The organism is Pseudaminobacter soli (ex Zhang et al. 2022) (assembly GCF_014595955.1).
Taxonomy (GTDB): Bacteria; Pseudomonadota; Alphaproteobacteria; order Rhizobiales; family Rhizobiaceae; genus Kumtagia; species Kumtagia pseudosoli.
This window is the reverse complement of sequence record NZ_JABVCF010000006.1, coordinates 21,440-38,225: the sequence shown is the minus strand read 5'-3', so window position 1 is coordinate 38,225 and position 16,786 is coordinate 21,440. Positions and strand designations below refer to the sequence as shown.

Below are 16,786 nucleotides of genomic sequence, written 5' to 3'. Positions count from 1 at the left end.
GGGGGCGAACCCAGGAGGTGAACGTGTTGGGCTTTCGAACAGCCTTCATTACCGCTGCCCTTTGCCTGATGGCAGCGGCCCCGGCCCTTGCCGAGCAACCTCCGGATCGAGGTCCGACGCCTGGCCTTGGCTATGGTCCGGGCGGCAAGCCGGGCCTAGCCGCACCCGGTCCTGTCGCGGGGGTCGGCCTTCCTGTTCTCGCCGTCATCGGCGGTTACATCTGGCTTGCCAGGCGTAACCGGGCCAAGCGGCGCCAATAGCCAAGGTTGAGTACCGCCTCAAAGGCGAACTCCGGTCTGATATGAATGGCCTGGCAAGCAGCAACCTTGCGGCGAGAAGTGTCGGCGCGCCCGCGCTTGGCGCGGCTAGCGTCGATTTCGCTACCCGCGCAGACGCTAGTACGGCCGGCATTCTTCGCCGCACTGGTCGCGATCGGCTTCGCCAACGGCATCAGCGAGCACGTCTATCGGGCAGTTGCCGATAAGGGGCTGGCGACCGCCGCATCCGACACTTTTGACGTCAGCGTCATCCTGTGGGGGGCTTGTGCGGCTGCACTCCTTGCTCTTTTCCGCACACGTGCCGAGGAGATGCGACGCAGTGATCTCGCTATGGCTTCTCTGGCCGGGCTTGCCTTCCTTTTACCGGTGCCGGCCGCAAGTTGGCTTGGCCTATGCCTGATCGCACTCCACCTCCATGTCACGGCATCCGATAAGGCGGCGCGCCGCGCGGCGGCAATCCTCTTCGCGCTCACCATACCGCTCTTCTGGGCGCGCCTTCTGTTCGCCGCCTTCAGCGACATTATTCTGCACTCCGATGCCCGGCTAGTCGGCTGGATCGTCGGTACGGAGGCGGTGGGCAATGTCGTGCCGCTCGTCGACGGCTCCGGCTCCTTGTTCATCGCGCCGGGCTGCTCTTCGCTCGCCAACCTGTCTCTCGCGCTCCTGAGCGCCACCGTCTTCATCAATATGCGTTGTGGTCGCTGGACCCCGGCATCCTTGGCCTGGGCGCTGACGAGCGCGGCGGCGGTCGTCGCGATCAACGTTACACGCATCAGTCTGATTGGCCTCTATCCCTCTCATTATGGCCTGATACATGGCCCCGTCGGCGCTACAATCGCGGGGTGGCTGACCCTGATCGTGATCCTCGCCATTGGCTATCACAGGATCGGCTATGATGCGCCCTACGACCGCTAGTCTCGCCCTCGCGGCGCTTCTAGGCCTCAGCCTTGCCGGGAAATCAGTCGGCCTCACCCAGAGCGGCTTGGCCGACCCAAATTCGGAATCCGATATCGTCGCCTTCCTCGAGGAACGCGGCTTTGCCGTCCTGCCTCCTGACCGGGAAACCGCGCCCGTCTGGATTGTGGGCGTGCTCGGCGCCTGCCGTATACGCGTGGCCGATGTCGCTCCCGAGGGCTGGGCACGGGCTATCATCGCCGAGCAGACAGCGGGCGAGCGCCTTGCATATGTATTCGCCGGACGCTTCCTCGCGGAGCAACCAGTGATCAGCACGCGAATGGAGAACTACCACCGCCGTCTCATTCGCTACCTGGGCTTTGAAGCACCGGCGCTTCGCTTGCGTGCCGTTGCGGTCTCCCCCGCCTGTCCGCCCGATATCATGCGCTCGCAGGACGCCGAGCGCCTTTCATCTTGATGCTGTTACCACAGTCGTGAAAGGCGTGGCAAACAAGCGCGGGGCCGGTGCGAGCCACCGGATAGGACTGCGTGGTCGGGCCTCATAATCGGGCCGATCTATGATCGGGCCGATGTATGTGTTGTGTTGAGAAACGCAGCCAAGTACTGGCCAAACTCCTTGTAAGCCGCTGTTTTTCTGTAGCCGTGGCCTCCAAACCGACCCAGTAATGGCCAATCCGTAAGTCAAAAATGGCCATCGGAGCAGGCCATAAAAAAGCCGGGTCAGAGACCCGGCTGCAAGTCCGAAAGACTGCTTAGAAAAGATTTAGGCCAGGATCTCCGGCCGTCGATAGAACGGCATATCCGCTGCGATGAACAGGGGTGACACCCCTGCGTTGTCGAGTTCGCGCTTCAAGCTCCACGTTCTGGTTCCGCACCCCGTTGCCAGACTTCCCAGGACACGTACTCCTCCATGAAAGCGAGGAAAGCACCGGGTTCGACTACGGTCTGCATGTTCCGTTTGACCGGACTTTGCCTCTGGACTGTAGGCATATGACCGTCATCGACAAGCGCCTTGATGATCCGGCTCGATGCCGGAATTAGTCTCTCCAGTCGACGCAATGTGATACACCTATGGTCCTCAGAGGCGGTCCTTTCTTTGACTTCGTCAACGTCAAGCCGGATTGCAGCAATGCCCACGCAATCCGGGGACAAAGCAACCGTTCGCAGTTCGCCCCCAAGGATCAATCCGATAACTTCCGCAAATGTGCATCCAGCTTTCCGGGCGACCTCTTGCAGGCTGCTCAGGCCGCGATTATCGGAGCACGTAACTGCCGAACGCAATCGGCCGAGAAACTCATCGAGGTCGACCGGCGAGAACCTTCGATCGACTGCATTGTTACTCGCGGAAGGTCTCCCCCATGTGGCTTGATGAACTCATGCTTCACGAGACGCTCGAACTGCACCCGCCTGACTCCGAGATATGCCCTCGCCTCGGGAACGTCGAGACTGCTTCCGGCCTCCACAGCAAACCTCTCCATTATTGCCGCGTCGAGAAGAACCCGCTCGAAGGTCTTCGCACTGTCCTGCACGGATACCAAGCCGCAATTCGATAGAAGCTTACGAAGGCGCTTCGGATGAACACCGAATTCCTTTGAGGCCGAGTGCACGGAATGGAGCCTCCGCTCGGTGACGGGGCCGAAGAAGTCGTCACCGGGGCCAAGAGGAAGGTTGCTCAGTGCCACGTCACGCATGATGTCGCGAACAGGATTAAACGCCAGATCCGATGTCTCATGGGCAGGCCATTCATAGAGACGGCCGAAAAAGTGCTCGACCGCCCATGTCGCGCTTACTGCTCAGAAAGCGGACGAGGTGGCTTTGGAGCCAGTCACGAAAATCATTCTCGCCATCGCGAAGCAGATCAAACCCCGCACCCGCACAGGCCAACCACTCGCGCTCATCTAGCGCATTGCTGTGGAACCGGATGTCATGCCTTTCCGATGCGCCGACGGTCTCGCACAGGCGGACCGCAACATAAAGCGGCATGGTGTCGAGCCACGCGGATTCAGTCTTTGCGCCCCCGAGACGTGCCTCGACATAACGCTGAAGTGTGTCGGGCTCCATTGGTGCGGCCGCCGCCAGCAGGTTGTCGAAATTATCCGCTTCCGCCGCCAGATTGGCTGCGAAATCATGATGAACATTGGGTGCATCTTGCGGTCCGAGGTGATCAGTCGCGCGCCGTGATGTCGGCAGGCCCGAATTGGTTTCACCAACCATGACAGTCGACCGTACGAGCGGAAGCCGCGTCGCCCGCCCTTGTCCCGTTCGTCATCCTGAACGCAGAACGGGCAGAACCGAAGCCGCTGCCGCTCCATATGAGAGCGGGTTAGCTTCTCACAAGCGAGGACGTTCATGTGGCCGTTCGTCACGACCGCCCCGGGAGACAGCGACGATGCGGATACATCGAGGATGGAAGCGAACTTCTCCAACTCCGGCTCGTCACCAATGGCTAGGCCCTGGAAGCGAAAACTGAGGTCGAAGCCGAAGGAGCGTGCATGCCGATAGCCACATGTGGCCGCCAGCCGGGAGCAGTAGCTGGCGACCGTCTCGCCAGCGTTGAAGGGAAGCAGTTCCGCAAGCCTGTTCATTGGGGGCGCACTCCGTATTTGGTAGCGTTCTTGCCCTTGGATCTGAGCCGCTCCTCCTCCTAGGCCCTATCGTCGTCGCGAAGCAGTGCGGTCCAAGGCTCTAGCTCCTCCCAGTTGTCGGCCTTGAACACGTTCTTGCTCGGCCTGCATCCGGAGAACGAGGCGTACGTCCGGTCGAAGTCATCGAGGGTGACGTGATCCGTGTCGGCGAGCATCGCGAGCTCAACCGCGGCCCGGATCATCTGGACGACGGAGCCGAATTCCGCGTCGCATGCGTGCATCAGCCTTTTCAGAAAGTCTCCCTCCAGATCGATCTGGATTCCCAGGCCGGCATGCTCGATGATAATTGTCTTGAGGACGTCTCTGACGAGGTCGGTGCTTCCGTCGGCGTCGACCTTGTCAAACGGAACGACGGTCCGCCGATTGTAGAACTGCTTGCGGGCGAGGAAGCTCGCGAGAGGAGGAACTCCGACAAGGATCAGGTCTCACAGGCCATTCGCGCATCTGCGTGAGGGATTTGAATGCGTTTCCGATCACAGTCGCTTCGCGCACGGACGCGGTCTCGATCGCGTTCTGGGCTTCGTCAATGACGACCCACATCACCTTGTGGACCTTCAGCAGGCGGCGGAAGAGCTGCCAGGCCTCGTTTTCCCGGATCCGGTCAGGCGGCGTATGACCGAGCGCCTCGAGACCCGCGATGGCAAGAAGGCGCGGCGTGCACGGGGAGGGCCCCTCTATGAAGATCACAGGGTGGATCATGACGCCGTCTTCATCGACGTATGACTGCATCGCCTTGAGACTTCCAATGTGCTTTGCGACAGCCGTGGTCTTTCCTGCACCAGAACGGCCGCATACCGCCACGATGTGCCTCTTGTCGGGTTTGCCCGTGATCGGTGTCGTTACGCTTGCGACGGATGCCGTCAAAGCGTCCCGGAAGAGTCTGTCGCGGTCGAGCGCGATGTACTCGTTGTACAGATTTGCGATGCGGTCGGCGACCGCGAGACGGTTTTCACCGATCAGGCCACGGACGCGATCGATGGCGGCTCGGCTGCGCTTGGTGTCGAGTTCCTTGTCGAACTGGGTCATCATTCGTCTCCTCACTCGTTGTCAAAGATGTCATTGCTGATGCGCAGGACGACGGATACCTCAGGGTCCTCGTTCTGCTGCGCCGGCTGCAGCTTCGGCGCGGGACCGATCTGCGGGCGGCTTCCGTCCTCAGCCTCTTCCCGGATGGCCTTCGCGGACTGCTTGGCCTTGGCGTAGACGACAGGCCGGATATTGAGAGCGGCGAAGAGTTCATTGGACGGATGCCACTCGCCTTCCGGCCGGATCTCTCCCTCGAATGGCTTGTCGACGAGGTCGAAGACGCGGTCCATCTTCCGCTCGAAGCGCTGGTAGTCCTCGTCGGTCAGGACAGGGTTCACGAGTCCGGACTCCAGCCGCGCCATTTCTGCCTGCTCCTTGAGCCAGGCAAACGTCGCCATCAGCGTGCCCCGGGAAACCTATGCGTTCTCCGCGTTGAAGAGCCGGAGCCTTTCGGTAGCCGCCAGCCAGATGCTCACGCCCTGGAGTTCTCTGTGGACTCACGGCACCTCGATCCAACCTTCCTCGGTCCAAACCGAGGCGGAGCCGAGGTCATGATTGTTCACGCGGCCGACAATGGGGGTCTTGCCGCTCGTGCGACGAACCTGCTGCAGTTCCTTGCTCTGGAACTGCAGGCCCGCGATGCGAAGACCCTTCTTAGTGATGATGCGCTTGATGTAGGTGCCGAAGAGGTGGGCGCGCATTGCTCCCCTCGGGCCGGGCATCACCCCGTAGTCACGGCTGAGTTCCAGCCAGCGGTTGAGCGGGGTGGCCCCGTTCAACCGCTGTGCGGAGTGTTGTGATAGCCGTCCACCGCCCATCGGATGATGCACTCGGCGACCTGGTCGGCGACGGCAGCCGCATTCGCTTCGGAATCGTAGTCACCCTTGGCTGCGACGGAGCCCCAGGTGCGGCCATTGAAGTAGTTGAACATCTGATGTGCGAACGTTCCGAAGAAGCGTTCGATGAAGCCGCGCCACGGCGCCTCTCCGGCCGGAGGCAGAAAGAGGTCGTTGCCCATATCGTTCACGGCGACGCGAAACGAGCGAGGGGCGAAGTACACAGCGCTGTCGACCGCAACGGTTTCCATGGTGCCGCCCTGGGGCCACGGAGACTGGCATCCGATCCGGCGGGCCATTTCGGTCTTGTCGCGTGTCGCCATCTCCAGGATGGTCATGGCCGATTTCATGGAAGGCGGCTCGGCGCTGACATGGAGACCGACGAGGCTTCGGCTCGCAACGTCGATCGCGGCCGACATGCACAGCCCTCGGCCTGGCTGAACGTGACTGTGGCGTTGGTCTCGTCCATGCGCTGGAGCGCGGCGCCGTTCCGGTCGCAGTAAAGGACGCAATAGTCGATGCCGAGATCCCTGACGCGGGCGTTCTCCGGCAGGCGGTGGAAGACAGGCAGGACAGCGCCGTGCTGGAGCGCAAGAACGGAATGCAGATTGGTTTCCATGTTTGGTCCTTCAGATTGCGTTGTGGTTGAAGCGGACGTACGGGGCGTCGACGAGCTTGAGGTCGGGCCGGGCCGGGAGAAGGATCTCGTCGTGGACGAGGCACCAGACGGCGTTCCAAGCGGCAGTAGCGCAATCGAAGACGTCGATGAGCGCCCGGATCGCCACCATCCCCTGGAATTTCGCCGCGTGGTCCGTGAGCCGTGCGTTGTCGTCGCCGACTGAGCCCTTCAGGGCGCGTAGAATGCTCTTCGCGTTCCAGCCGCGATCGTTGGTGATCTCACCCTCTGTCAAGATGATCGCCTCGTCGGCGAACCCTTGGAGGGATCCTCCGTTGATGCGCTCGACCGTGTGTCGAAGGTCGTCCTTGTCCAAGAGCCATGAGGGTCTGACGGCGGCGACGACCTTGTAGCCGCTGACGGCCATCGTCGCCCGGTAGTCCACGGTGTGCTTCCGATCGCCGTCTTCGCGGTTGCCTCGGGCTGGTCCTCGACCAGTGACACATGCCTTGTGGCGCAGAGCATGTACGCGAGGTTCATCTCGTACGTGCTCGCGCAGCTGCTCGCCTTCCGCGTCTTCGGGTTGGTGATGGTGCCGCGGGAGTGCCCCTTCGTGCGCGCTGGATACCAGCGAGAAGGTGTCGCTTCCTCCGTCGGCTTCCATAGCCACGGTACGCTTGTGAGGTCGGAATAGTCTCCGTCATCGGTGGGATCGACCGGAAACGGGAGCATCCCTCCCGAGAGGAGCGGCTGATCCGGCTTGAGAAAGACGGTCTCGGCGGGGAAGAGCTCCGATCGCTTGTTCAATTTCCTATCAAGCTGGCGAACGCGATTTCACCATCGGTGATGTAATGGTTGACCTTTCCGGTCTGCAAACGTGAACCAGATTGGTGCAACGTGACATCGCCGATCACGCGCCTTGCTCTCAGCTCGCTGACTATGTGGTCGCGCTCAGCGTTCGTATCTGAATCGGTGGCATGTGTGACTTGGAACGTTAGCCAAGTGAGAGAAAATCCGGTGTCTCTGGTGCCCGCCCCAACCCATAATACGCGCTGGTCAGCCGAAGGTTTGTCGGTATTCAACCAGAAGCTCGCTGCACTTACATCGTCCTCGGAGTGGTCGAGGCTAAGCGCCCAGAACCGGATGTGATGGCGCTTACGCGGGCTATTATCGATGGGCTCCTGGAAACCGATGTCCTGCCTTCGCCCGAAGAGATAGAGGGTGCTGAAAGGAGCGGTCGGATACGGAGAGTTGAGCAGAAATGCTCGTATCATTCGCCACGAACTCGCCATCCCCAAACGATCGGCCGTGGACCAGCCCGCCGTCGCAAATGCATCGCAAAGTTGTTGAAACGTGCCGATGAAGACGAGATTCACAGGGTCGCCGGGCAGACCATCGCCGGTGATTGTGTACCTGGGGACAAGTCCACGATGAAGTATCTTGAGGCCCATTCGGATCGCGTTTGGCAGAATAACATAGGCAGCCAAGCCGTATGTAAGACTCACCGCAAGGATCCATGGAAGTCTGCGGTCAGCAGTATCGAAGACGACGAAGACTATCAGCCAAACGCTAAGTACGCCCAAACAGAGAACTAGAAGCCTCTGGAAAAGGCGCGTCAGCAATCTCAAAGGACCCTCTCCCGTCTAGCACCGGAGGAGCTCGCCGTCGGCCTCGCTGTTCGTCACCGGGATCTGTGCAGTCGAATATACCCAAACGGTGACGGTGCGGACTCCGACTTCGACCGACTTTATCATGCGGGCTGCCGAGTTCACCATGCGAGCATGAATATCAGGGCTGTTCTCCGGCCCATGTCGCGGCCGGCTACATCACCGCTCCCGACGGCAAGCGGATGTCCGATCAATGTCGGAGGTGGTCGGCGCTGTCCCGATGGGACAGCACGATGTCGAGACCCTGGGCGAGAAAGACCATCATTCTGGATCGATCTCTGATATACTCACGCCGACCGGCCGGACCACGATCCACGTCCTTTCGGAGCAGAGCGTGAAGGCCATCGACGACCAGCGCTGCGAGTTCACCAACCACGTCGGCTCGCACGGCACCGAGGAGTTCATCGCATTCCTCGACCGACAGGGTATCCCGTTCGATCTGTTCCGGGCGCAACGCTAGCCGATGTCCATCGCACACAACCAGGGCGAAACACCGCTCTTCGCGGCCAGCACCGAGCGGACCGCGCTCAAGAACTGACGTTCCGCAAGATCAACTGGAGCGTTCAACATGGCGCATCCAAACTATCCCATCGAGCGCACCGCACTCCTGTTGGTCGACCCCTACAACGATTTCCTGTCGGAAAGCGGCAAGTCCTACCCCAGATTGAAGCCGATCGCCGACGAGGTCGGGCTACTCGATAACCTCCGCCGGCTGGACAACGCCGTGCGCGCGGCCGGCGTCCAGGTGGTTATTGTCCCGCATCGGCGCTGGGAGCCCGGCGATTATGAGGATTGGGACCACCCCAACCCCACGCAGCGCAAGATTATGGAACATCACCTCTTCACCCGTGGTGAATGGGGCGGTGAATTCCACCCTGATTTCGCGCCCAAGCCCGGCGACATTGTTGCAGCCGAGCATTGGGGGCAGAGCGGCTTCGCCAACACCGACCTCGACATGAAGCTCAAGCAGCACGGCATGACCCATGTGATCGTCGTCGGTCTGCTGGCCAACACCTGCATCGAGTCGACCTCCCGTTTCGCGATGGAGCTTGGCTACCACGTCACGCTGGTGCGCGACGCGACCGCCGCCTTCGGCCACGAGCATATGCATGCCGCACATGAGATCAACGGCCCCACCTTCGCTCACGCCATCCGGACGACGGACGAAGTGATCAACGATTTGTCCGGAAAAAGTGAGGATGACATGACCAAGACCATGAAGATCCTTGCCACCGCCGCGGCAACGGCCATGCTTTCAACGACCGCACTGGCTCAAGAAGCAAGTGGCGCAACGGCAACCGCCATCCCGACCGCTAACGTCACCGAAGACGCGTCGATCCGTCCGTTCCCGAAAGTCCACTTTTTGCAGCAAGCGCTCGACGACCTTCGCCAACGGGTTGCGGCGACTCAGTGGCCGGAGAAGGAGACCGTTTCGGACTCGTCTCAGGGTGTGCCGCTGGCGACGATGCAGGAACTCGCCCGATATTGGGCGACGGACTACGACTGGCGCAAGGCGGAGGCGAAGCTGAATGCCTTGCCTCAGTTCGTCACCAACATCGATGGGGAGGAAATTCACTTCATCCACGTCCGTTCGAAGAATCCCAATGCGCTGCCGCTGATCATCAACCATGGCTGGCCGGGCTCGATAATCGAACAGATTAAGCTGATTGGCCCGCTGACGGACCCGGTTGCCTCTGGCGGCAGGTTGGAAGACTCATTCGACGTGGTCATCCCGTCGATGCCGGGCTACGGTTTTTCCGGCAAACCGACTTCGACCGGCTGGGGTCCCGAGCGCATGGCTAAGACCTGGGACGTGCTGATGAAGCGCCTCGGCTATCAGCGCTATGTTGCCCAGGGCGGCGACTGGGGCGCCTTCGTGGTGGACCAGATGGGCTTACAAGCGCCTTCAGGGCTGCTCGCCATTCATACCAACATGCCCGGGACCGTTCCGGCGGACATCGACAAGGCGACCTTAGCCGGCGATCCGCCACCTTCCGGTCTTTCAGCCGAGGAAAAACGCGCCTACGAGCAGCTCCTCTTCACCTACAAGCATGTGGCCATGTACATGATGATGGCGGAGCGGCCCCAGACCTTGTACGGCCTTGCCGATTCGCCCGTCGCCCTCGCAGCCTATATGCTCGACCATGGTGACGGCGGCGGCCAGCCCGCAGCGGCGGTCACCGAGGCCCTGGGCCGATATGAGAGCGCCACCGGCGAACTGACCCGGGACGAGATCCTCGACAACATCACCCTCTACTGGCTGACCAATACGGGCGTGTCCGCGTCCCGCCTCTATTGGGAGTATAAGGGAGGGTTCTTCAACGTGAAGGGCGTCAATATCCCTGTGGCGGTGAGCGTCTTCCCCGGCGAGCAATATGAGGCGCCGCGGAGCTGGACCGAGAAGGCCTATCCCAACCTCATCTACTATCATCACGCCGAGAAGGGCGGCCACTTCGCCGCTTGGGAGCAGCCGATGATTTTCGCTCAGGAACTGAGGGCGGCGTTCAAGCCGTTCCACTGAGCGAGGGGACGCGGGCGGACACCCTTTCGCTTCCATCCGCCCGTGTTCTCATTTCTCGACAATCTGCTGCGGCACGATCTTAGCATCCCCGGCCGCGAGACTATTCAGGTGCGCATCGATATTGCTCCGCGGGTGATCGGTACGCGTGACGCCCGAGGCTGGGCAGAACCCGGGATGGCCTGCATCGGCATGGCGCTTGAGGTCATCAGACGCAAAGTCCGATTGAATAGGAGGATGAGCGGGACGACGCCCGAATGCGGCCGATGAATACGCTGCGCCCGTTAGTGGTCGGGTTCTCATTGAGCGAAAGGAGGAAGTTGACATGAAAATATTCACGGCTGTCCTCGCATTGGCTGGCCTCCTGCTGACAGGTTTTGTGGCAATGGCGCAGCCGGCCAAGCCGACCATCGTGCTTGTGCACGGCGCATTCGCCGACTCTTCCAGTTGGTACGGTGTCATTGGCATACTGCAGAAGGCCGGCTATCCCGTCGTCGCCGCCGCAAATCCGCTACGTAGCGTGAAGGGCGACGCCGACACGGTCCGCAGTCTGGTTGCCACCATCAAGACGCCCATCGTGCTCGTCGGACATTCCTACGGCGGGATGGTGATCAGCGGTGCGGCACATGGTGAGGCGAACGTCAAGGCGCTCGTCTATGTCGCGGCTTTCGCGCCGGAGGCGGGCGAGAGCGCCGGCGGCCTCAATGCCAAGTTTCCCGGTAGCCTGATCGGCCCCGACACATTGGCACAGCCGGTGCCTTTGGCAGGTGGCGGCAACGATCTCTATGTCCGACAGGACAAGTTCCACGCGGCCTTCGCGCCCGACCTGCCCGTGGCCGATGCGAAATTGGCGGCGGCGGGGCAACGGCCGGTCACTGACATTGCCTTCGGCGAAGCGGCGGGCGAGCCCGCCTGGAAGACCCTCCCGTCTTGGTTCGTCTACGGTGACCACGACACCGCGATACCGCCGAAGCTGCATGCGTGGATGGCCGACCGTGCCCATTCGCGCGAAACGGTGGTCGTCAAGGGCGCCTCGCACGTCGTAATGATTTCGCACGCCGAGGCTGTGGCCAAAGTCATCGAAGACGCGGCCAACGCACCTTAAAGCGATTCAACAACGCTCGCCGCCACGATGTGGAGGATGCACTGACCCGAACTGAGAGCACCGAGAACTGAGGAGGCGGCTCCTCGCGAACCCGAGGAGCCCCTCCCAGCCAGAGAAGCAAACTTTGCCTCCACGTCGGATCATTTCAGCGATTTCGTACGTTGATGAAAGCAGACACGCTGGTGACTGTGCCGAGCCGGCCCCTCTGCGCCCGATGTTGGCCGTAGAGGTCAGATTTTCCGCTTCCTCAACGCAGACATCGCCGGCGATCACGCTGGAGGTCGTGGTTGCACAGCTGCCCGAAGGCGGCGATCCGCCCCCATAGCAGTCGCTGAAACCGATAGCCGGACACGTAAAGAGCAGTGGATCAGCGTCAGCCCGTGAGGACCCGCTCATTGCAGCTTCTGTGCGAATCTATTCGGAGACTTTTTTGACGAACTGGGACTTCAGGCCAATCTGGCCAAATCCTGGAACCTTGCAGTCGATGTCGTGATCGCCATCGACAAGACGAATGCCGCGGACCTTGGTTCCAACCTTTATCACCGAAGACGAACCCTTGAGTTTCAGATCCTTGATCACCGTCACGGTGTCGCCGTCCAAAAGAATATTCCCTACGCTGTCGCGAAACTCGCGCGCGTCGTCGGCCGGTGCTCCAGGCGACCATTCATGTCCACATTCCGGGCAATTGAGGAGGGCATCCACCTGATAGGCGTAGGTGGAGGAACACGCGGGGCAAGGAGGCAGGCTCTCAGTCATGTTTTTCAGCGTATAGCCAAGTGTTTGCATTGGAGCCAACAAAAGCTTGGTCGCCCCGTGCGCGGAAGCGGTCGCGCCTGCGCTGGTAGCGGCGGGTCATCTCGGCGGAGCATGGCCGAACTGCTTCTGCACGGCGCTCGTCGACCTCGGCGGAGGAGGCACGGCCCGCCGCAGCGAATGGCCGGACGAACTCAGTGTGAAGGGGCAAGTGCTTGCCGAGGACAACGTCGTCTCCGATTACGATTTTGGAGCTCCTTCGAGCGTGATCGGCCGGAGCCGACTTGCGTCTGCCACGCCGTGAACGACTGCTGTGCGCCGATGGCGGCCGTTCAAGTCAGTTTTGCCACTGTCTGAAAGCTGTTCCAGGCATCCTCGGCTAGGCGCACCTTTTCGGCGGCCGTAGCCTGGGTGAACGGGGGAAATGGAGGACGGCTCATGCGATATCTCCTGTTGGAATAGAGGAACGCCATGGCCGAACGCCGAGACGGCAGCCAGTTGAAGCGCACTTTGCCGGGCGACCCGAAGCACGAACGGTATCCAGACCGGTTGAGCTTTTGGACATCTGGCCGCCTTCGCGGATTCGTCGACAGCGCTCATGAGCGCCATCTTGGCGGTGAGCTTCACAGGTCGAGGACCAGGTACTCGGACTCGGCCCGCGACACGCAGATACACATGAGCCCGGCACGACTCCGCTCGGCCTCGGAAAGAGTGCTGTCGCGATGATCAGGGACCCCTTCCAGCACCTTCACGGCGCAGGTCCCGCACCTGCCTGCCCGGCACGAGTAGCCAGGATTGGCCCCAGCCCTGACCAAGGCATCCAGAATGGTTTCGTCGGCTGCGACTTCGATGGTCCGGTCGCTTCGAGCGAGGCGCAGTTCAATGGATCGGTCGCTGGCGCGAGGCGCCGGGACACCGAACAATTCGAAGCGTACCTGATTGCCGAGGCCAAGGTACGCCGCGTTCTGGCGCACGCTGTCGATCAGGCCCGCGGGGCCGCACGCATAGACCACCGAGTCAGCCGGGATCCGGGCGATCAAGGCGTGAACCGGAAGTGGCTTCGCTTCCTGACCGCGACTGAAATAAGTCTTCAGCCGATGGCCGAAGCGGCGTTCGAGGTCGCTGCGCAAGGCCATCTCGGCGGGCGTCTTCGCAACGTAGTGAAGCTCGAAGGGACGTCCTTTCGCCTGAAGGCTCAACGCCATCGCCCGTAGCGGCGTGATGCCTATGCCTCCGGCGACGAGGATGCTGAGGCGGGAATCCTCATGCAGGGCGAACAGGTTCTCGGGCCTGCCGCAATGCAGAACCGTCCCGACTGCGAAATCGCGGTGGACACTCAGCGAACCGCCCGTGCCCTGGTCGTCCCGGAGCACCGCGATCTCGTAGGCCTCCCGATCGGCAGGGTCGCCCATCAACGAATAGGTGCGGGTTTCCTGGCTTCCGTTCGGAAGGCGCACCGGGAGGGCGAGATGCGCGCCCGCGGTCCAGGGCGGCAGAAGGCAGCCGTCGGAAGAACGCAATTCATAAGCCCTGATCCGGGGCGTCAGTTGCCGAATGCCTGCGACCACCAACTCGAGTGGCCCGCTCCCCAGCGTCGTCGGCGGGACCGTTCCGGCTGACTTCAGCGCGTCTTTCTCGGCGCTCAGGCGCTCAAGCCTTGTCCGCAGCGGCTGAACGAATCCTTCGATTTCTTCCTCGGTGAAGCGGGGCGTGATGTGCTGCGGGCAGTTCCAGTCGAAAGCCTCGACGGTCATCACCACCGCGCGTTCGACCCGGGCGCGGTAGGTTGGGACTTCCAGCCGGGCCAAAAGGCCTGGATCCTCGTCTTCATGCACGATCCGCGCCCGCGCCCAGAGCTTGAGACGGCGGCGGTTCGGGTAGTCCATCAGGATCAGGGCGACGCGGCCGTCCGCGTCGATGTTGCCCGTGCTGATGTACTGGACGTTGCCGCGGAAGTCGGCATAGCCGACCGTTTTCTCGTCGAGCACCTTGAGGAAGCCCTTCGGGCCGCCGCGGAACTGGACATAGGGCCAGCCGGTCTCGCTCACGCTGGCCTGATAGAAGCCGTCGCGTGCATGGATGAACTCGGCCTCGCGGCTCGTGAGGACATCGCGGCGGTCCTCGGCGTGCTCGAAGCCCGTGTTGGCGGCGCGGCTGCCGTGGCGGGCCTGGGCCGCCTTGACGCTCGGGGTAAAGGTGATTTCTGCAAAGGCCCGGGCCATGGCTCGCGTGCTCCAGGAGGAAAGAGGGGGGGAGTTCCGAACGCGCAGGAGGATTGATCCCGTCTCAGCCGAATGCGTAACGAGAGGCCTGCGGCAGGCACGTGAACTCGATCCTGGTGCCGCCCGGCTCACGGACCATGCAGTGGATACTGGGTCCGGAGCCGTTTCGTTCCGGCGCGAACTCGACCACGGCGCCCGGCCAGTTCGCGACGCGTTCGTGAATTGCCTTTAGCGTCGACAGTTCCGCTACCCGCAACGCGAGATGATGAAGTCCGACGTTCCGGTGGCGGTCGAAGGGCACGTGGCTTTCCTGATCCTTCACCTGCCAGAGCGTCACCCGCGTAGTGCCGTCGGTGACGAAGGCGGCCGGGTAGGCGGGGTTCTCCCCAAGCAGAGTCCAGCCGAGACACCCGGTGAAGAAGGTCCGGTTTGCGGCGAGGTCGGAGACGGTTAGGCCGACATGGTCGACCCCCGACGTCAAGGCAGCATCCGTCATTGCAGAGCTCCGAAGGGAAAGGAGGGAGGGGCGGGCACCGGAGGCGAGTGCCCGCCCGGGCAGACCCGGGGGCAAGGGTCCGCGCGAGGTGGAATCAGGCCGCCTGCCTGAGGGCGACCTTCGGGAAGTCGATCTCAATGCGGCTGGCCTTGCCGAGGATGTTGGTGAGGAGGTTCATGCCCACGTGCACGATGATCTCGACGATCTCGGCCTCGCCGTAGCCAGCATGGCGTACCGCCTCGATCTCGGCGTTCGTCACCTCGCCCTTGTGCTCGACGAGCGCGCGGGCGAACCCGACGGCGGCCGCGGCCCTCGCATCCTGCGAGGTGCCCTGGCGGTTGGCCTCCATCTCGTCGCCCGTCAGGCCGGCGCTTTGGCCGATGGCGGTATGCGCCGACAGGCAGTACTCGCAACTGTTCTGCTCGGCCAGCGCCAAGGCGATGCGCTTGCGGGTTTGAGGATCGAGGCTGCCCTGCTCCGCGATGCCGTACAGGCCCAGGAAGGAGCCGAGGGCGGCCGGCGAGTGGGCGAGCACGCGCAGGAAGTTCGGGGTCATGCCGAGCTTCGCCTGCACGGCATCGAGGAGGGTCTTGGCCTCGCCGGAGGCGATGGCAGGGTCGACGGCGGGGATGCGGGCCATGGAGAAGTCCTTTTCGAAGCGATCCGAACGGCGGTCGCCGCTCGTTGCGAGGACAATGGCCCTTGTCTTGGAAGAGATGAATGTTCATTTTCGGCAATGCATCATTCCTGATTGGGGAATAATCGGCCGTGGACAGATTGCAGGCGATGGGGGTGTTCGTGGCCGTCGCGGAGGAGGAGGGTTTTGCCCCGGCAGGGCGGCGGCTGGCACTGTCGTCGCCCGTGGTGACGCGGGCGGTCGCCGCCCTCGAGGCACGGATCGGCACTCTGCTCCTCCACCGCACCACCCGGAGCGTGCGCCTGACCGAGGCCGGCACGCGCTATCTCGAGGACTGCCGACGCATCCTGGCCGAGATCGACGAGGCGGAAGAAACGGCGTCCGGCTCGCACCGGGAGCCGCGGGGTCAGCTGGCGGTCACCGCCTCGGTCCTGTTCGGGCGGCTCTACGTCGCCCCGATCCTGCTCGACTTCCTGGGCCGCCACCCCCAGGTGAGTGCCCGTACTCTGTTCATCGATCGGGTCGCGAACCTCATGGAGGAGGGACTCGACGTGGCGGTCCGCATCGCCCACTTGCCCGACTCCGGGATGACGGCACTGAAGGTGGGATCGGTGCGGCGTCTCGTTTGCGCGTCGCCAGGCTACCTTGCCGAGCACGGCATTCCGCAGGAGCCCGCCGCTCTGGCCCGCCACCGGACCATCGCCTTCCAGGGCATTACCCCTTCCCCGGAGTGGTCATTCCGGGATGGCGGCGCGGAGGTGAAGGTCCGGCCGTCGCCGCGCCTGGACGTGAACACGGCCGAGATGGCGATCATCGCCGCCGTGCAGGGGCACGGGCTGACGCGGGTCCTGTCCTACATGGTCGCGCCCGAGCTCGCGGCGGGACGGCTGAAGATCGTGCTGGCCGCGTACGAGCCCGCGCCGGTGCCCATCCACCTCGTGCACCGGGAAGGGCGGCAGGCCTCCGCCCGGGTGCGGGCCTTCGTCGACTTCGCGGCGGGGCGCCTGCGTGCGGACGGCTCCATCAACTAAACACGTCACATCCGTTCCACTGGCCCGTCCGCGCTGGCTGT

General features: G+C 62.6%; 19 protein-coding genes and 4 pseudogenes. 7 read left to right on the top strand and 16 right to left on the bottom strand.

Annotated elements, in window-relative coordinates; translation table 11 throughout:
* The first annotated feature begins 356 nt into the window (after nucleotides 1–356).
* Both HUI96_RS12415 and HUI96_RS12410 read left to right on the top strand, forming a co-directional pair.
* Entirely contained in the window at nucleotides 357–1,193 is an 837-nt protein-coding gene (locus HUI96_RS12415) for a hypothetical protein (RefSeq protein WP_237684112.1), read from the top strand.
* Entirely contained in the window at nucleotides 1,174–1,650 is a 477-nt protein-coding gene (locus tag HUI96_RS12410) for a hypothetical protein (RefSeq protein WP_188254979.1), read from the top strand. Before HUI96_RS12415 ends, HUI96_RS12410 begins: the two co-directional genes overlap by 20 nt.
* A gap of 1,286 nt (nucleotides 1,651–2,936) precedes the next feature.
* Here the strand turns inward: HUI96_RS12410 and HUI96_RS29395 are convergent.
* The 9 genes and pseudogenes from HUI96_RS29395 to HUI96_RS12370 form a co-directional block, all read right to left on the bottom strand.
* Nucleotides 2,937–3,407: a hypothetical protein gene (locus HUI96_RS29395; RefSeq protein WP_237684111.1), complete on the bottom strand. Its 471-nt coding sequence runs from the start codon at nucleotides 3,405–3,407 to the stop codon at nucleotides 2,937–2,939.
* 11 nt (nucleotides 3,408–3,418) lie between these two features.
* Nucleotides 3,419–3,778 (bottom strand): annotated as a pseudogene (locus HUI96_RS30270) (TniQ family protein); the annotation flags it as partial.
* Nucleotides 3,779–3,837: 59 nt separating this feature from the next.
* Entirely contained in the window at nucleotides 3,838–4,059 is a 222-nt protein-coding gene (locus HUI96_RS12400; protein WP_188254977.1) for a hypothetical protein, read from the bottom strand.
* Nucleotides 4,060–4,177: 118 nt separating this feature from the next.
* Complete coding sequence (locus HUI96_RS12395; RefSeq protein ID WP_188254976.1) at nucleotides 4,178–4,864, bottom strand: ATP-binding protein; 687 nt, start codon at nucleotides 4,862–4,864, stop codon at nucleotides 4,178–4,180.
* 11 nt (nucleotides 4,865–4,875) lie between these two features.
* Complete coding sequence (locus HUI96_RS12390) at nucleotides 4,876–5,262, bottom strand: hypothetical protein (RefSeq protein WP_188254975.1); 387 nt, start codon at nucleotides 5,260–5,262, stop codon at nucleotides 4,876–4,878.
* A gap of 99 nt (nucleotides 5,263–5,361) precedes the next feature.
* Entirely contained in the window at nucleotides 5,362–5,565 is a 204-nt protein-coding gene (locus tag HUI96_RS12385) for a Mu transposase C-terminal domain-containing protein (protein WP_210320151.1), read from the bottom strand.
* Between the two features lie 74 nt (nucleotides 5,566–5,639).
* Entirely contained in the window at nucleotides 5,640–6,038 is a 399-nt protein-coding gene (locus HUI96_RS12380) for a hypothetical protein (protein ID WP_188254973.1), read from the bottom strand.
* An 8-nt stretch (nucleotides 6,039–6,046) separates the two neighbouring features.
* Complete coding sequence (locus tag HUI96_RS12375; RefSeq protein ID WP_188254972.1) at nucleotides 6,047–6,319, bottom strand: hypothetical protein; 273 nt, start codon at nucleotides 6,317–6,319, stop codon at nucleotides 6,047–6,049.
* Nucleotides 6,320–6,329: 10 nt separating this feature from the next.
* Nucleotides 6,330–6,761 (bottom strand): hypothetical protein, encoded by a 432-nt coding sequence (locus tag HUI96_RS12370; RefSeq protein WP_188254971.1) that lies wholly within the window; start codon nucleotides 6,759–6,761, stop codon nucleotides 6,330–6,332.
* Between the two features lie 78 nt (nucleotides 6,762–6,839).
* Here HUI96_RS12370 and HUI96_RS12365 point away from each other — a divergent pair, with 78 nt between their 5' ends.
* Nucleotides 6,840–7,010, top strand: a complete 171-nt coding sequence (locus tag HUI96_RS12365; protein WP_188254970.1) for a hypothetical protein — start codon at nucleotides 6,840–6,842, stop codon at nucleotides 7,008–7,010.
* 109 nt (nucleotides 7,011–7,119) lie between these two features.
* Here HUI96_RS12365 and HUI96_RS12360 read toward each other — a convergent pair whose 3' ends face one another.
* Complete coding sequence (locus HUI96_RS12360) at nucleotides 7,120–7,944, bottom strand: LssY C-terminal domain-containing protein (RefSeq protein WP_188254969.1); 825 nt, start codon at nucleotides 7,942–7,944, stop codon at nucleotides 7,120–7,122.
* A gap of 149 nt (nucleotides 7,945–8,093) precedes the next feature.
* Between HUI96_RS12360 and HUI96_RS12355 the strand changes: the two are divergent.
* The 3 genes and pseudogenes from HUI96_RS12355 to HUI96_RS12345 form a co-directional block, all read left to right on the top strand.
* Nucleotides 8,094–8,521, top strand: a pseudogene (locus HUI96_RS12355) (hypothetical protein); the annotation flags it as partial.
* Nucleotides 8,522–8,551: 30 nt separating this feature from the next.
* Nucleotides 8,552–10,504 (top strand): isochorismatase family protein, encoded by a 1,953-nt coding sequence (locus HUI96_RS12350; RefSeq protein ID WP_188254968.1) that lies wholly within the window; start codon nucleotides 8,552–8,554, stop codon nucleotides 10,502–10,504.
* 322 nt (nucleotides 10,505–10,826) lie between these two features.
* On the top strand, nucleotides 10,827–11,606 hold the full coding sequence (locus tag HUI96_RS12345) for an alpha/beta fold hydrolase (protein WP_188254967.1): 780 nt from the start codon (nucleotides 10,827–10,829) through the stop codon (nucleotides 11,604–11,606).
* 414 nt (nucleotides 11,607–12,020) lie between these two features.
* On the opposite strand, the gene HUI96_RS12340 is transcribed toward HUI96_RS12345, so the two are convergent.
* The 6 genes and pseudogenes from HUI96_RS12340 to HUI96_RS12315 all read right to left on the bottom strand — a co-directional run bounded on the left by HUI96_RS12340 (nucleotide 12,021) and on the right by HUI96_RS12315 (nucleotide 15,717).
* Nucleotides 12,021–12,392, bottom strand: coding sequence for a zinc ribbon domain-containing protein YjdM (locus tag HUI96_RS12340; protein ID WP_273033178.1), 372 nt, complete (start codon nucleotides 12,390–12,392; stop codon nucleotides 12,021–12,023).
* Nucleotides 12,355–12,548 (bottom strand): annotated as a pseudogene (locus HUI96_RS30265) (hypothetical protein); the annotation flags it as partial. The pseudogene HUI96_RS30265 and the gene HUI96_RS12340, both read right to left, overlap by 38 nt.
* A 170-nt stretch (nucleotides 12,549–12,718) precedes the next feature.
* Nucleotides 12,719–12,799 (bottom strand): annotated as a pseudogene (locus HUI96_RS12330) (DUF1348 family protein); the annotation flags it as partial.
* A gap of 183 nt (nucleotides 12,800–12,982) precedes the next feature.
* Nucleotides 12,983–14,581, bottom strand: a complete 1,599-nt coding sequence (locus tag HUI96_RS30060; RefSeq protein ID WP_188254965.1) for a 2Fe-2S iron-sulfur cluster-binding protein — start codon at nucleotides 14,579–14,581, stop codon at nucleotides 12,983–12,985.
* Between the two features lie 64 nt (nucleotides 14,582–14,645).
* Complete coding sequence (locus HUI96_RS12320) at nucleotides 14,646–15,077, bottom strand: VOC family protein (RefSeq protein ID WP_188254964.1); 432 nt, start codon at nucleotides 15,075–15,077, stop codon at nucleotides 14,646–14,648.
* Nucleotides 15,078–15,171: 94 nt separating this feature from the next.
* Nucleotides 15,172–15,717: a carboxymuconolactone decarboxylase family protein gene (locus HUI96_RS12315; protein WP_188254963.1), complete on the bottom strand. Its 546-nt coding sequence runs from the start codon at nucleotides 15,715–15,717 to the stop codon at nucleotides 15,172–15,174.
* A 128-nt stretch (nucleotides 15,718–15,845) separates the two neighbouring features.
* Between HUI96_RS12315 and HUI96_RS12310 the strand changes: the two genes are divergently transcribed.
* The gene (locus HUI96_RS12310; RefSeq protein ID WP_188254962.1) at nucleotides 15,846–16,745 is read left to right on the top strand and encodes a LysR substrate-binding domain-containing protein; all 900 of its coding nucleotides are present in this window, start codon (nucleotides 15,846–15,848) and stop codon (nucleotides 16,743–16,745) included.
* Nucleotides 16,746–16,786 lie beyond the last annotated feature (41 nt).